The organism is Agrobacterium salinitolerans (genome assembly GCF_002008225.1).
Taxonomy (GTDB): domain Bacteria; phylum Pseudomonadota; class Alphaproteobacteria; order Rhizobiales; family Rhizobiaceae; genus Agrobacterium; species Agrobacterium salinitolerans.
Genome location: NZ_MRDH01000037.1, coordinates 109616 through 125222, shown reverse-complemented (window position 1 = coordinate 125222; position 15607 = coordinate 109616). Strand labels below are relative to the sequence as shown.

Below are 15607 nucleotides of genomic sequence, written 5' to 3'. Positions count from 1 at the left end.
GGATACCGCCTCACCCCTTTACGGAAACACCCGGCTTCACCGCGCAGACCGCATAACGGTGCTGCAGCCCGCGCAGAATGCCTTTCAGCAGGCTGAAGTTTTTCGCCTGGGCGCGGTGAATGGCTTGAAGCTCCTGATCGATTGCAACAGGTTCGAAGCCAGCCGCACGCAACAGCGCCGCGACATCGCCGGCCCTTGCGCCCTTCGAAAAATAAACGCGGGAAAGAATGCTGTTGAAGGTATTTTCCGGGTCCGCCGGCTTGTGCGGCTGGTCCGGTTTGACGAGGCCGATGCTCTCCAGGCCGGTGGCCAGTTTCTTCACCAGCTTTTCGCGCCAGCCGGTATTCACGAAATCGCCGTCGACGATCAGAAGCCGCCCGCCGGGTTTCAGAACACGGAACCATTCGGCAAAGCTTGCCTGCGGGTCCACCAGCGTCCAGACCAGATGGCGGGTGATGATGACGTCGGCGCTTTCATCCGGCTCCATCGTATTTTCGGCATCGCCGACAAAAAAGCGGATGCTGCGCCCACGGCTTTTTGCCTTTTCCCGGGCAAGCCCCAGCATCGTCTCCGACCAGTCCATACCGGTGACCTGAAAACCGAGATCGTCCATCAGGTGCGAGATGACGCCGGTGCCGCTGGCAAGATCGAGCGCCTTGCGGCCTTCTCCGTGGCCGAGATGTTTCAAGATAAGCGCGTGCCAGGCCTCGCGCTCGTCTTGGGAGAAAATTTCATGTCCGGGGGAAAGGTCGAAAGTCGCGGCGCGGCCGGACCAATAGGATTTGATTTCGTCTCTCAGACTGTCGTTCTTGCCATATTGGGTAGTATCGATCATCGGCCTTAAACTCATATACCGGTCAGTTAAGAATGGCTCTAAAACATAAATGTTGACTAGTACAGTCAGAAAATAATACAGCCGCGCCAGTCAACACTGGAGAGCAATATCCGATGCGCATTTCAGCCAAATCCGCGGCACTTGCCCTTGGCCTTCTCGTATCCGCCGCATGGCCGGCTTTCGCCGAAAAGGTCACCGTCAAGGATGTGACGGGCCGCGATGTCGAAGTCAATGTGCCCGTTTCGCATGTGATCCTCGGCGAAGGCCGTCAGATCTATTTCCTGGCTGCGCTCGACAAGGAAAATCCTTTCCAGCACGTCGTTGGCTGGCGCGACGACCTGGCGAAAGCCGACCCGGAAACCTATGCAGCCTATCTCGCGAAATATCCTGAGATTGCCAAGCTGCCGACTTTCGGCGGCATGAAAGACGGCACCTTCGACATAGAACAGGCTGTCGCACTGAAGCCTGACGTGATCCTGATGAACATCGACGCCAAGACGGCGACCGAAGAAGCGGGCTATATCGAGAAGCTCGCCAAGGTCGGCATTCCGCTGGTCTACGTCGACTTCCGCGAAAAGCCGATGGAAAACACCGAGCCGAGCATGCGCCTCATGGGCCAGCTGACGGGCAAGGAAAAGATCGCCGAGGACTTCATCAAGTTCCGCGCCGACTCCATCGCCAAGGTCACAGATACGCTGGAAAAGGCCAATCCGAAGAAGCCCGTCGTGTTCATGGAGCGCGCCGGCGGTTACTCCGACGATTGCTGCATGTCTTTCGGCAACGAGAATTTCGGCAAGATGGTGGAGCTTGCCGGCGGCATCAACATGGCCAAGGACATCATTCCCGGCACCTTCGGCACCGTCAACCCGGAACAGATCATCGCCTCCAATCCAGAACAGATCATCATCACCGGCGGCAACTGGAACGGTTATGTTCCGGGCGGCAACTGGGTCGGCGTCGGTTATGGCGCGGATCTGAAGGAAGCCCATCGCAAGCTTGAAAACCTGACCAAGCGTCCAGCTTTCACCGGCGTGCAGGCGGTGAAGGACGGCAATGTCCACGCCATCTGGCATCAGTTCTACAACAATCCCTATCAGTTCGTGGCCATTCAGGAAATTGCCAAATGGCTGCATCCGGATCTCTTCAAGGACCTCGACCCCGAGGCCACCTTCAAGGAGCTGCATGCGCGCTTCCTGCCGCTTGACTACAAGCCCGGCTACTTCGTGTCGCTGAAGGACGGGAAGTAATTCAGGGACGGTGAAGGGGAGCGCCGTCCGATCGATGGATGAAGCCGCAGCGCTGCGGCTTCATCGTTCTGCTTAGGAACTCAGTGAGGATTTCTCATGCGGCTCAACGCTCTCAGGCATCTTGCGGTGCTGGCATTTTCCCTTCTCGCCATGACGGCACATGCCGGGGAGATTACCGACGTCGCCGGGCGCAAGGTCGAGCTGGACCTGCCGGCCAAGCGCATCATCGTCGGTGAGGCCCGCCAGGTGCATGTGATCGCTGCGCTCAAGGGCGACAAGACCTTCGATACCATCGTCGGCTGGCGTGACGATCTTCTCAAGAAGGATCCCGACAGCTATGCCGCTTATGTCGAGCGTTTTCCGCAGATCGAGAAACTGCCGCGTTTCGGCTATGTGCCGCAGGGCGATTTCAGCCTCGAAACCGCCATCACCCTTTCGCCAGATGTGATCACCCTCAATCTGGAGGCTGAGAAGTCCGCGAAGGAAAGCGGTTTTGAAGACAAGGCCGCCGCCGCCGGTATCAAGGTCATCTATCTCGATTTCCGCATCGATCCTGAAAAGAACAGCGAAGCCTCGGTTGAAATTCTCGGCAAGCTGTTCGGCGCCGAAGAGCGTGCGAAGGAATTCATCGCCTATCGCCGCGCCGAAATCGCCCGCGTGACCGACCGGCTCGCCAGCGTCAAGGACCTGAAACGCCCGAACGTCTTCATTGAACGCGCCCCCGGCATTTCCGGCGAAAACAATTGCTGCCGCACTTTCGGACCGGTCAATTTCGGCGCGATGGTCGATCTCGCCGGCGGCCAAAACATTGCCGACGGCATCATCAAGACGACGTTCGGCGACCTCAATCCCGAACAGCTCGTGATTGCCGATCCGGACCAGGTCATCGTCACCGGCTCCAACTGGGCAGCCGAATCCGACATCAACCAGTTCGTTCCGGTCGGACGCGGTGCGGATATGGTTCTTTCCCGTGAGAGACTTGCCAACCTGATGAAGCGCACGCCGTTTCCGGAGTTGAAGGCCGTGAAGGAAGGCAATGTCCATGCCGTCTGGCACCAGTTCTATGGCGCGCCCTACGAATTCTTCCCGATCCAGCAATTCGCCAAGTGGTTTCATCCCGATCTCTTCGCCGATCTCGATCCGGAAAGGAATTTTGAGGAGTTTCACCGCAAATTCCTCCCCATCACCTACAAGCCGGGCTATTTCGCCTCGCTCGACAAAGGTTTGAACCAATGACGTCGCTGAATGAAAGCGCAGTTGGCATGAGTGGGCGCGATCAATATCGCGCTCTTGCCGCGCGCAGGATCATTATCCTTTTCGGACTTTTTATCGCGCTGTGCTTCAGCCTGGCCGCAGACATGGCGCTCGGCCCGGCCCGCTACACGCTATCAGAGGTTCTGGCGACCGTTGCCGACCCGGCGGCGGTCGGTAACCAGCTTCGGGTGGTGATCTGGGACATTCGCATGCCGATCGCGCTGATGGCGGTTACCGTCGGAGCGTCGCTTTCTGTTGCCGGCGCACAAATGCAGACAATTCTGTCCAACCCGCTTGCAAGCCCTTTCACACTCGGCATTTCCGCCGCCGCAAGCTTCGGCGCGGCGTTGGCGCTTGTCGGCGGCGTGGCGATCTTTCCGGGAGCCGTGCAGTATATGGTGCCCATCAACGCCTTCATTATGGCGATGATTGCGGCTCTCTTCATTCATTTCGCCTCAACGATGCGCGGCGTAACGGTGGAAACCATCGTTCTGCTCGGCATCGCGCTGGTTTTCACCTTTAATGCGGCGCTGTCCCTGCTCGAATATCTGGCGTCCGAACAGGCGCTCGCTGCCGTCGTGTTTTGGACAATGGGCAGCCTTACGAAAGCGACTTGGGAAAAGGTTTACATCACCGGCGCCATTCTCCTCGTCACCGTGCCGCTGTTCATGCGCAATGCCTGGGCGTTGACGGCGCTGAGGCTCGGCGATGACAAGGCGGCCAGCATGGGCATCAATGTGCGCCGTCTGCGGTTGTCGACCATGCTGACGGTCAGTCTTCTGGCGGCGATTCCTGTTTCTTTTGTCGGCACCATCGGCTTCGTCGGGCTGGTCGGTCCGCATATCGCCCGCATGGTTGTCGGTGAGGACCAACGCTTCTTCCTGCCCGGTTCTATCATCTGCGGGGCTCTGCTTCTGTCGGCTACCTCGGTCATCAGTAAAATCCTCATTCCCGGCGCGATCCTGCCGATCGGCGTCATCACGGCGCTTGTCGGCGTTCCATTCTTCTTCGCGCTCATTTTCGGTAACAGGAGACGCGCATGGTAGCGCTCGCACTGAAAGATGTCGGCGCCGCCTATGGGCGCATCACGGTACTCTCCAAGGTTGGCATCGATACGCTGCAAAGCGGCAGTGTTACGGCCGTGATCGGCCCGAACGCGGCCGGCAAGTCCACGCTCTTCAAGCGCATCGCCAGCCTGATTTCCGGTCCGGGTCTGGTCGAATTGTCGGACACGGCGCGCGGCAACCGCGCCATCTGCTATATGCCGCAGGATACCGGCGCCAACGCCGTGCTGACGGTCTATGAATCCATACTTCTTTCCGCCAAGCAGGGCGGCGGCTGGCGGGTTCACGACGATGAGCTGTTCGAGATCGACGCCATTCTCAAGGCGCTGAAAATCCACGATCTGGCCTTCCGCGGGCTTGGCGAATTGTCCGGGGGCCAGCGGCAGCTTGTGTCGCTGGCGCAAGCGCTGGCGCGCAAGCCGGAAGTGCTGCTGATGGACGAGCCGACCTCTGCGCTCGATCTTCACCGGCAGATCGAGGTCCTGGGTTTCGTCACCGATCTGGCGCAGAAGACCGGCATGATCGTGCTGATCGCCCTGCATGACCTCAACCATGCACTTCGTTATTGCGAAAATACGATGGTGATCGCGCGCGGTGAAATGGTGGTGAGCGGCAGCACGGAGGCGGTTATAACCCCGGAGATGCTGCGCGATATCTATCGCATCGATGCGCGTATCGAGCCCTGCTCGCAGGGTAGGCCGATGGTTATCGTCGACGGGGCCATCTGACAGGTCAAAGCCCGGCCGCCCTTGCTGCCGGGTCCGCTCGATGCGGCCTGCACAAATTCTTGATGATAATAGTCATGAAATATCTGTTCGAGCCATGGTTTGAATGCTAGAGCTTTGAACGGCAAAACTGCGCGGCCACTCGGCGGACGGCAGGTTTCGTCGATCCCCTCAAATTTCTCTCGGTTGAGACATGGGCATACGGGAAGATGACAAGCGTTATAACGCTTACGTCGCGCATAGGGTCGACCTGATCAAATACGCCACCGTCATATTGGGGTCGCGGGCGGATGCGGAGGACGTGGTTCAGGAAGCGTTCCTGAAATTCGTTCCCGAGGCCTCCGGTAATCCCGCCAATCTCAAATCCTATCTCTTTCGTATCGTTCGCAATCTTGCCCTCGACAATCGCCGGCGCAGCCGCCAGGACATTCGCGAACGGCCGGACGATACGCCGTTCTGGGGTGTGCCGCAGGACAATGGCACGCCGGAGGAACACGCCCTTTTCTGCGATGAAGTCCGCCAGATGCGGACTGTTTTGGCCGGCCTGCCGGTTCAGGCAAGAGTGGCGTTGGAAATGCACAGATTCGGTGGTTACAATATGGAGGAGATTGCGCGTCACCTTGGCGTATCCGTGGCCAGCGCACACCGTCTGATCAAGGGCAGCATTGCCGCGATCACCAGAGAAATGAAGTAAATAGTCCCGATTGTCCCACCTTGTGAAAAAAATCTCTTCGTTAAACGTCTTTATAACAATGCAGAAGACGACGCTCCTGCTGCGCGCCCCAAAGGAACTGGCCCGGTTCAATGACCATTGATCCAGAGAAAAAAACTGAATTGCCGGCCGGTAAGGCGGAAGAGGCGGCCGACTGGTTGCTGCGTTTGCAGTCCGGCTCGGCGGAATCGCGGCTGAAGGCGGAATTTGAGCAATGGCTGGGGGCAGAGCCGGCAAACCGTCTCGCCTGGGAACGAACATGCAGGACGTGGCGAAACCTCGGACTGGTGGAGCCAGAATTCAAGAGCCTCTGGGAAGGTGCCCCGCATCTGCCGGGCAAGGCCGCGATAAAGCCGCAGCGGCGGCGCTGGTCCGGGCGGCGCTATGCCGGCGCGGCCGTGGCGGCGGCCTCGCTCTGTCTTGCGGTGCTGTTCGTTCCGGCATTTTTCGTTCGCTTGCAGGCTGACTATCAGACCACCACTGCTGAAAGCCGCACGATCACCCTCGAAGACGGCAGCAAAGTGCAGCTCGCCGCCGCGAGTGCGCTTTCAGCGGATTTCACGGATGGCCGTCGCAATGTCACGGTGTTGAAGGGGGAAGCTTTTTTCGACGTGGTGCCGGATAAAACGCGTCCCTTCGTCGTGAAGGCAAAAAACCTGACCGTTCAGGTGCTGGGCACGGCTTTCGACGTCGACCTGACGGATGGAGTAACCCAGGTGGCGCTGGCGCACGGTTCCGTGGAGGCGTCCTTCCGTAATGCGCCGCCAACGCGGCTCGTGCCGGGCGAGATGCTGATCGTCGACGCTTCCGGCGCGATCCGCAAAGAGACCGTTTCCGTCGAGGATATTGGCGGCTGGCGCAATGGCGAACTCTATGTGGTCGATGCGACGATAGGCTCGGTCGTGGAGCAGATCCAGCGTTACCATCCGGCGTGGCTTACCATGGCCGACAAGCGACTTGCCGAGCAGAGAGTGACAGGGTTTTACGATCTGCGCGACCCGGATCGCGCGCTGGAAGCCCTGGTGGAACCCTATAAGGGCAAGGTGCATGCGATTGGGGACAGTGCCCGCATCATCACCCGTTTCTGAAACATTCCAAAACAAAAAATCATATTTATTTTCAGTGATTTATAAAATTTCTTCCGAAATCCTGAAAAAAATCGACGAGGCAATCGTCTTTTTGTTGAGTAATCCGGTCAAGATATATCCGGAGCGAAAGACAGGAAGACAAAAGCAATATGCGCCTCCAGACATGCAAGACCGGTTCAGGGGAAAAAGCAGCAAAGCGGGCTCGCAGGGCCGTGCTGCTGGCGACAACGGCGGTCATTGTTTCATTCGCGACGCCCGTTCTGGCCCAGACCGGAGCTGACGCCACCAATTCCCAGCGTCCAGGCGGCGAGCAGGGGGCGACGAGGCCATTCAATATTCCCGCCCAGTCGCTGTCATCGGTCGTGGGTGCTTTCGGGCGGCAATCCGGCCTTCAGGTCACGCTTGCCACGCCGGCGGCGGGCAATGTGCGCACCAATGCCGTCACCGGCAGTTTCACGGTGCGGGAGGCGCTGTCACGGCTGTTGGCGGGAACGGGCGTCAATTTCCGTATCGCCGGCAATGGCAGAACCGTCGTCATCGGCACGGGGCAATCGACCGTCGATCTTTCCGCGGCGGAGGGTACGACGGTTCTGGAAACCATTACCCTGACCGGCAAGACCGGGCGCAACTCCATTGCCGGTTCCGGTTATCAGGGGACGCCCGACTGGGTTTATGAAACGCCCGCCAGCGTCAGCGTGGTCGGCCGCGAGGCGATCCAGTCGGCCGGCGTGCGCAACACGCGCGATGTTTTCAACCGAGTTTCCGGTGTTTATGCCGGCGAGGGCAATGGCAGCTTCCCAACCGTTTCGCCGAATGTGCGCGGTTTGCAGGAAAGCGGCCGCGTGGTTGTCTCAATCGACGGGGCCCGGCAGAATGCGCAGCGTGGTGCGACCTTCGGCGGCACCGCAAGCTATACTGCGAGTGCCGGGCAGGGCTATGTGGATGTCGCTTTCATCCGTGCCGTCGAGATCGAAAAAATAACCAATGCGCGGTCGGGTAATGCGGGCTCCCTGGGCGGTAAGGTCGAGTTCCGAACCGTCAGCGCCGACGATCTGATTGCCGAGGGTGAAAACAAGGGCGGGGAAGTGAATGTTTCCCGCGGCACCAATGGTTATGATTTTCAGGGTTCGGTTCTCGGCGCTGCTCGCTCGCCGGATGGTCCTCTCTCCTTCGTCGCCGGTTACAGCCGCACGATCATGGATGAATACAAGATCGGAACGAAGGGCGAGGCCCGCAGCACCGCGCTGACGATGAAGGATTTGCTTGGCCGCGACGGCTGGTCCACCTTCTTCAAGGGCGAAGGCGAATTTGGCGACGTGAAGGCTTCGCTCTCCTGGATGCATCAGGAGAATGACTTCGTTCAGGGCGCATCTGAGGTGATCGACCGGGAAAGCGTGCGAAACGACAGCGTCGTCGCGAAGCTGGACTGGGACCCGGAGAGTGAACTCATCGATTTCAAGTCGTCGCTGTGGCTGAACGATAATATGACGCATGAACTGCGCGCGGCGCGCAATAAACTTGATGGAAGCGTCGGGTATGCAGCGGAAACCAACCTCGATATGGGCCTGCGCAGTTTCGGCGGCAGCCTGGAAAATACCAGTCGCTTTGATACGGCGGCGGGCGCGCTCAGCCTGAACTACGGAGCGGAAGCCTTCCGGGACATCGCCACGTCCGTTGCGACAAGTGCCAAAATCGCCGAAAATCCTTCTTTCGCCAGCAGCTACACGTCATTCAGCCCTGCAGGGCGACGCGATGTCGCCAGCCTGTTCCTGAATGGTGAGCTTGAGCCGGCCGATTGGATCACGCTGAGTGGCGGCGTGCGTTACGACTGGTCGCGTCTCAAGGGATCAGCGACTTATTACAGTACTCGTAACTATCAGATCGATACTTCCATCCCTTGCGATCCGGTCAGCAGCCACTACACGCCTCTCGATTATTTTAATCAGATATTCCGTCCCGCTAACCCAGCCTGGCCCTACGCGCTTTATCTGGCGCGGGCTTGGCCCAACATCGCGGCAGGCTGTATGCCTGGCACCGGAACAACGGGGCGGCCGATACCGGTCATCGAGTACCCTGAGCACAATGTCGATATTGATCGCACCTACAGCGCCTGGCTGCCCTCCGCCACCATCGAGCTGAAACCCGTCGACTGGTTCCGTCCTTACGTAAGCTATTCCCAGAGCCTGCGTCCGCCGACAATCCTCGAGGCATTTTTTGCCGGTGCGCGTCCGGGCGACAGCGCCGGATACGAATACGCTCCCAATCAGGCTCTGCGCGCCGAAAAGGCGACGACCTATGAAATCGGCGCGAATGTGAGCTTCGACGGCGTGCTGCTGGACGACGATTCCATTCGCATCAAAATGGCCGCCTTTCGTCGCGAGGTGAAGGACTATATCGCGCTCGGTTATCTCGTCACCGATCAGGTTCTCGACCGCACCTATACCAGCTTCGTCAATCTGGACGGTACGACCTATATGCGCGGGCTTGAATTCGAGGGCAATTACGATGCCCGCAATTTCTGGCTCGGCGGCTCGGCGACGCTTCTGAAGACGGAATGGCCTGAAAAGACGCAGGTTTTTTCCAACGGCACGACCACCACGACGGGCGAAATCGTCGCTTGGCCGGGCGATGTCGCGCCCAAGGTGAAGCTGACGCTCGATGGCGGCATGCGTTTCTTCGATGAGAAATTCTCGCTGGGCGCAAGGCTCAACCATGTCACGCCGACACAGTCGCGCACACTGGATACGGAAGGCAATCTCCGCGAGGTGACCGATCCCTACACGACGGTGGATCTCTATGGGTCCTATGCCTTCAACGACAAGGCCACCCTTCGCTTTGCCGTCAACAACCTGACGGACCGCAAATACATCCCGGCAGCCAGCGCTTATACGGCGCCCGGCCGCACCTTTATCGCGACGATGAACATGAAGTTCTGAACCGTGGAAGAAATTCTCCGGGTTGGGGTTGCAGCCCGTCCCGGAGATGAAACGCCTTCGTCACATGACCAAGGTATCCCTATTGGCCAGCAAAGGAGTACACCTATGGCTACCACAATTCAACTGACGCAGTCTTCCTCCGATCTGATCGGCTACCTCAACGGTTGGACGAGCGGTTTCGGTTCGACCTATGGTGCGTTCTACGACGCTCAGACCAGCTCTCTCGCCACCACCACCATCGATCCGAACACGACCTATGAGGCGTGGGGCGATGGCAGTTCCGGCGGCAAGGGCATCGTCATGAGCGGCGCTTTGCAGTACTCCCAGGGCAACCTGACGGGTTCGGTCGACAGCATCGTTCTAGGCGCCGGCTACGGCCAGTCCACCAGCGGCATCGCCGTCAGCCAGCAGGAACTGCTGATCGATCCCGACAGCGCCTATTCGCTTGCCGGCGCTCGCGATCTTCTCGATCTCGCCGTCTACCAGCTTGCCCGCTTCGGTTCGCTGGCCGGCTTCTATGATTACTTTGCAGCCACCGGCACGGTGATCGAGGACACGGCTGCCTCCAACACCCTGACCGGCTTTGCCGGCGCAGACACCTTCGTATTTTCCGGCGGCAACGACGTCGTAGCGGCCGGCCCGACCGGAACCTACGGCTATCAGGACGGTACCGATACGCTCGATGTTTCCGCCTGGGGCGCAACTTCGGTGGACGATTTGTTGTGGTATAATGATAACGGAAATGCCGTTATCCTTTCGGCCACAGACACGTCCGTCTCCGTCACACTGAATGGTGTCGATGCAAATGTGCTCGACGCGTCGGACTTCATTTTCGCCAGCGCATCGGCGCTTGCCGCGTAAAGGAAAATCAGGCTGTGGGCTTTCAAAACCACCAGCAGACGCCGCCGCAGTCCCTCACTGCGGCGGTTGTTTCGCCCCTTAAAAGCACGTTTCTCGGCCTTGCGCTCGTCAGCGGCGTGGTCAATATACTCGCGCTCACTTCGCCGCTCTTCATGCTCCAGGTTTATGACCGGGTTCTGGCCAGCGGCAGCCTGCCGACGCTGGTCGGGCTCGCCATTCTCGCGCTTGGCCTTTACGGCTTCCAGTGCCTGCTCGATATCATCCGCGCTCGCGTTCTGATCCGTATCGGTGAAGATTTCGACTTGCGTTATTCCGGTAAGGTGCATGATGCGGTCGTGCGCCTGCCGCTTGTCAACCGCATGCCGGGGGACGGTCTGCAGCCGCTGCGCGATCTCGACAATGTGCGCGGTTTTCTTTCCGGCACGGGGCCGACGGCCTTTTTCGATCTGCCGTGGATGCCGCTTTATCTCGGCATATGTTTTCTGTTTCATTTCTGGATCGGTGTGACGGCGCTTGCCGGCGCGATATTGCTTGTCTCCCTCACAATCCTGACCAACATCTTTTCGCAGAAGCCGATCCGCGACACCATGGTCGAGAATATGGCCCGCAACCGGCAACTGGAGGCTTCGCGCCGCAATGCCGAAGTCGTGCAGGCCATGGGGCTTGGCGGTAGGCTCGGAAAACGCTGGCAGAATTCCAACGAGGCCCATCTCGCCGCCAATCGCAAGGCGGGCGATGTGGCCGGCGGTCTTGGCAACATCGCGAAGTCTTTGCGGGTCGTGCTGCAATCGGCAATTCTGGCGGTCGGCGCGTGGCTCGTCATCAATCAGGAGGCCTCCGGCGGCGTGATGATCGCCAGTTCGATCATGATGGGCCGGGCGCTGGCGCCCGTCGATCTTGCCATTTCCAACTGGAAGTCCTTTGTGGCCGCCCGGCAGAGCTGGGCGCGGCTGAGGGAGCTTTTTGCACAGATGCCGGCCAATGCCGCCGCCATGGCCCTGCCGAGGCCTGAAAAGGATTTGCGGGTCGAAAACGTCACCATCGTTCCGCCGGGAGAAAGAAAACCAACCGTCACCGGACTTGGCTTCATCGTGACCGCTGGAAACGCGCTCGGCGTTATCGGCCCCTCCGGCTCGGGCAAATCCACCCTGTCGCGCATTCTCACCGGCGCTTGGATGCCTGCGGCCGGCAAGGTACGGCTGGACGGTGCAAGTTTCGAGCAGTGGGACCGTGAGGCGCTGGGCCGCCATATCGGTTATCTGCCGCAGGGCGTTGAGTTATTCGATGGCACGATCGGCGAGAATATCTCCCGTTTCGAGGATAATCCCGATCCTGAGGCCATCATCGCGGCGGCCAGGGCTGCGGGTGCGCATGAACTGATCCTGCGTTTCGAAAAGGGTTATGACAGCGATATCGGCGAGGCGGGTTCGGCGCTTTCCGCCGGGCAGCGCCAGCGCATCGGCCTTGCCCGCGCGCTATATGGCGATCCCTTCATCGTGGTGCTGGACGAACCCAACGCCAATCTCGATGCGGAAGGCGAAGCCGCCGTGGTCAAGGCAATTTCCTCGGTCAAGGCGCGGGGCGGCATTGCCGTCGTCGTCGCCCACCGGCCGAGCGCCATCGGTGCTGTCGATTTCATTCTGATGATGGAAGAGGGGCGGATGAAGGCCTTCGGCCCGCGTGACGAGGTGCTTTCGAAGGTACTGCGCGTTCCGCAAGCGCAGGCGGCCAAGGGATTTACCGCATCCGCCCAGACCATCTCGCCGCTGCGCGTCGTCGCCAATACCCAGCCTCACGCGCTGGTGCTGGAAGACGTCCGTGAAGAGAACAGCCAGGAAGGAGATGCAGATGTCAAACATTGACCGGCGCAGCCATGTGTCCCGCTCCATCCGCAAGCATCTCGTTGCCGGCCTTGCTGCGGGCGTAGCGCTGCTGGCCGGTGTCGGCGGATGGGCTGCTACGACCAATCTTGCCGGCGCGGTTGTCGCCTCCGGTCATCTGGTGGTGGATTCCTACACGAAGAAGGTGCAGCATCCGAGCGGCGGTGTCGTCGGCGAAATTCTGGTGAACGAAGGCGATAGAGTGAAGGCCGGCGATGTGGTCATGCGCCTTGATGCGACCCAGACCCGCGCCAATCTCGCCATCGTGACCAAGCGTCTGGATGAGCTGAATGCGCGCATGGCAAGGCTGGAGGCCGAGCGCGACGATCTGCCGGAACTCGTCTTTCCGCAGGCGTTGATGGCGCGAAAAGACGATGCCGATGTCGCCTCCGCCATGCGCAGCGAGACCAAGCTGTTCGAATTCCGCAAATCCTATCGCCAAGGGCGCAAAGCACAGCTTTCCGAGCGTATCACCCAGTTCGAACATGAGATCGAAGGGTTGAAGGCGCAGGAAGTCGCCTATGATAACGGCCTTGCCGTGCTGGAGGCTGAAATCACCTCGCAGAAATCCCTGCTTGAACAGGGTGTCGTGTCCGTGCAGCGGCTGAACAGCCTGCAGACGCAGGCCGCGACATTCGGCGGTGAGCGCGGCGAGAAAATCGCCTATCAGGCGCAGACGGCGGGGCGCATCACCGAAACCAGGCTGCAAATCCTGCAGATCGATCAGGAATTGCGCACCGAGGTCGGGCGGGAACTGCGCGAGATACAGGCCCAGATGGGCGAATTCGTCGAGCGCAAGGTTGCGGCCGAAGACCAGCTGAAACGCATCGACATTGTCGCGCCGCAATCAGGCGTGGTGCATGAAATGGCCGTGCACACCCTGGGCGGCGTGGTGACGCCGGCGGATCCGATCATGCTCATCGTGCCTGACGGAGACGAGCTGGCGCTGGAGGTGCAGATCGTGCCCAAGGATATCGATCAGCTTCAATTGGGGCAAAAGGCGATGCTGCGCATGACCGCATTCAACCAGCGCGTCACGCCGGAACTGGAAGGCCATGTCAGCCGCATCGCGGCGGATATCACCACCGATCAGCGCAGCGGTCTCTCCTATTATCTGGCGCGGATTTCCGTACCGGTCTCCGAGCGGCGGAAGCTGAACAATGCGCCGCTGGTGCCGGGCATGCCGGCCGAGGCCTTCATTCAGACGAGCGAAAGAACGGCGCTGTCCTATATCGCCAAACCGCTGACCGACCAGATCAGTCGCGCCTTTCGGGAGGAATAGGGTTCGGAACCCGGCTTCCGGACGTTACCTACCGTCGCCAAAGCGGAAGCCGGCAAACCCTTTCGTCTGAGTGGGGATCGCCCAGACGCCACCTGAAAATGGCGCTTTGTGCAGTCGGTCCTCGGACATGTTGTGGCGGTGGGATGTCAGGAAAAGAGTACTGAAATCCGTGCCCCCGAAGCAGAGCATCGTGGGGTGGGGCACTGGGGCTGCTATCACGTCCGCCAACGCGCCGTCGGGCGTGAAAACGTTGAGCAGGCCGGCCGACACGCCTGCGCTGTAATAGTTGCCGCTGCTATCGAGGCAGCCGCCATCGGGCCTTCCAGTCTCTTCCGTCATTTGGGCCACCAGCACGCCCTCATCGAAGCTGCCGTTCCGGCTGTCAAAATTTCGCCGACGTATCCATTTCTGGACGGAATCGCTCTGCCACATGATCGATCCGTCCTCGGAGAAGGCGAGCCCGTTCGGGCATGTCAGCCCCGTCTGAATACGCTCGGCGTTCTTTTCGGTGATCCGCCAGAGTTCGCCATGGGGCTCCATCTCCGGGAGCGGGACATTGTGCATGGTTCCCACCCAGAAAGCGCCGTCGGGGCCGATCCGCCCGTCGTTCAGCCGGCAGGGGATGCCTTTTGGCGCAGGAATGGAATGGAGGAGGCGCGTTTCGCCGCTATCAGGATCGAGAATGATAACATCCATGCCGCAGGCGATGACGAGATCGCCGTTCTGACAAAGTCCAAGGCTCGATACGGTGTGGGGGAACGACCATTCGCGATAACGCCCGGGCTCGAGCGCTGCGGACCGCACCGTCCCGCCGAGAATATCGCACCAGAAAAGCACCTGTCGCCGCTCGTCCCAAACAGGAGATTCCGCAAGTGTGCTCATCGTGTCGCAAAGAAGTTCCGCCTGCGACATGGCAAGCGTGTGTCCGGGGTTTGCCGTATTCATGATGCTCGAACCGTTGAAAAAATGCTGCGGAATTATTCGAAGTAGTCCTGATGGTTCTCGAAAACTTGTGAGAGAATGCCTAGGACGCGTCTCAGGTGCTTTTGCAGACAATCCGTCGCGCGGGTGTCGTCACCCGCCCTGATTGCGTCGTATACCGCCTCATGTTCGGAAAGCAGCCGCGCCATATGCGCCTCATCGGTGATGGCCAGGGCGCGCAAACGATCCAGCCCCGCCTTCTCGCGGATCAACAGAGATTCCAGCCTTTCGAGGCCCGTTGCGGCGGCAAGCGCGCTGTGAAACTGGTCGTCATGGATGCGGAAAGCTTTTCTGTCGCCGTTGCGCATCGCCGCCCGCTGGCCATTCAGCGCATGCTCGATCTCCTGCTCGGCCTCTGGCGCCAGGCCAATCTGGCAAAGCCTGCGCACTGCGGCCACTTCAAGCGCCTCGCGGATGAATTGCGCGCTACGGATGTTCTTTTCCGATAGTCGCGAGACATAGGTTCCACGGCTTGGCAGCGTGACGATCAGGCCGTCGTCGCGCAGGCGGCTCAGCGCCTCGCGTACCGGCGTTCGGCTCGAATTGAACGACTGTCCGATCTCGTTTTCAGAGACGGCTTGCCCGGGAAAAAGCTCCCGCGAGAGGATGGCTGATTTCAGCGCGGAGTAAATCTGGTCCACGACCGGACGGTTGAGGTCCAGCCGCTCCATCGTCGGCACGCCTGTTACAGGAATTTTCGGCATGTACCCTCCACTGTTCTCATAACCGGTATACCGGAACA

13 protein-coding genes are annotated in these 15607 nt (G+C 59.7%); 10 read left to right on the top strand and 3 right to left on the bottom strand.

Translation table 11 applies throughout. The features are described 5' to 3' along the window. Positions 1–10: 10 nt before the first annotated feature. Positions 11–835, bottom strand: coding sequence for a class I SAM-dependent methyltransferase (locus BS627_RS20905; RefSeq protein WP_077985080.1), 825 nt, complete (start codon positions 833–835; stop codon positions 11–13). 113 nt (positions 836–948) lie between these two features. Between BS627_RS20905 and BS627_RS20900 the strand changes: the two genes are divergently transcribed. The 10 genes from BS627_RS20900 to BS627_RS20855 all read left to right on the top strand — a co-directional run bounded on the left by BS627_RS20900 (position 949) and on the right by BS627_RS20855 (position 13884). Then, on the top strand, positions 949–2082 hold the full coding sequence (locus BS627_RS20900) for an ABC transporter substrate-binding protein (RefSeq protein ID WP_077985079.1): 1134 nt from the start codon (positions 949–951) through the stop codon (positions 2080–2082). A gap of 96 nt (positions 2083–2178) precedes the next feature. Continuing rightward, on the top strand, positions 2179–3318 hold the full coding sequence (locus BS627_RS20895; protein ID WP_077985078.1) for an ABC transporter substrate-binding protein: 1140 nt from the start codon (positions 2179–2181) through the stop codon (positions 3316–3318). Continuing rightward, complete coding sequence (locus tag BS627_RS20890) at positions 3315–4382, top strand: FecCD family ABC transporter permease (protein ID WP_077985077.1); 1068 nt, start codon at positions 3315–3317, stop codon at positions 4380–4382. Before BS627_RS20895 ends, BS627_RS20890 begins: the two co-directional genes overlap by 4 nt. Further along, on the top strand, positions 4376–5128 hold the full coding sequence (locus BS627_RS20885) for an ABC transporter ATP-binding protein (protein ID WP_077985076.1): 753 nt from the start codon (positions 4376–4378) through the stop codon (positions 5126–5128). Before BS627_RS20890 ends, BS627_RS20885 begins: the two co-directional genes overlap by 7 nt. 190 nt (positions 5129–5318) lie before the next feature. Beyond that, entirely contained in the window at positions 5319–5819 is a 501-nt protein-coding gene (locus BS627_RS20880) for an RNA polymerase sigma factor (RefSeq protein ID WP_077985075.1), read from the top strand. Between the two features lie 110 nt (positions 5820–5929). Beyond that, positions 5930–6925: a FecR family protein gene (locus tag BS627_RS20875; RefSeq protein WP_077985074.1), complete on the top strand. Its 996-nt coding sequence runs from the start codon at positions 5930–5932 to the stop codon at positions 6923–6925. A 149-nt stretch (positions 6926–7074) separates the two neighbouring features. Next, on the top strand, positions 7075–9861 hold the full coding sequence (locus BS627_RS20870) for a TonB-dependent receptor (RefSeq protein ID WP_077985073.1): 2787 nt from the start codon (positions 7075–7077) through the stop codon (positions 9859–9861). A 105-nt stretch (positions 9862–9966) separates the two neighbouring features. After that, complete coding sequence (locus BS627_RS20865) at positions 9967–10722, top strand: hypothetical protein (RefSeq protein WP_077985072.1); 756 nt, start codon at positions 9967–9969, stop codon at positions 10720–10722. Between the two features lie 14 nt (positions 10723–10736). Continuing rightward, entirely contained in the window at positions 10737–12584 is a 1848-nt protein-coding gene (locus BS627_RS20860) for a type I secretion system permease/ATPase (RefSeq protein ID WP_077985071.1), read from the top strand. Continuing rightward, positions 12571–13884 (top strand): HlyD family type I secretion periplasmic adaptor subunit, encoded by a 1314-nt coding sequence (locus tag BS627_RS20855; RefSeq protein WP_077985070.1) that lies wholly within the window; start codon positions 12571–12573, stop codon positions 13882–13884. The genes BS627_RS20860 and BS627_RS20855 overlap by 14 nt, the downstream gene beginning before the upstream one ends. 24 nt (positions 13885–13908) lie before the next feature. Here the strand turns inward: BS627_RS20855 and BS627_RS20850 are convergent, their stop codons facing one another. Together BS627_RS20850 and BS627_RS20845 are read right to left on the bottom strand one after the other, a co-directional pair. After that, positions 13909–14829, bottom strand: coding sequence for an SMP-30/gluconolactonase/LRE family protein (locus BS627_RS20850; RefSeq protein ID WP_165691343.1), 921 nt, complete (start codon positions 14827–14829; stop codon positions 13909–13911). 32 nt (positions 14830–14861) lie between these two features. After that, positions 14862–15569, bottom strand: a complete 708-nt coding sequence (locus BS627_RS20845; RefSeq protein WP_077985308.1) for a GntR family transcriptional regulator — start codon at positions 15567–15569, stop codon at positions 14862–14864. Positions 15570–15607 lie beyond the last annotated feature (38 nt).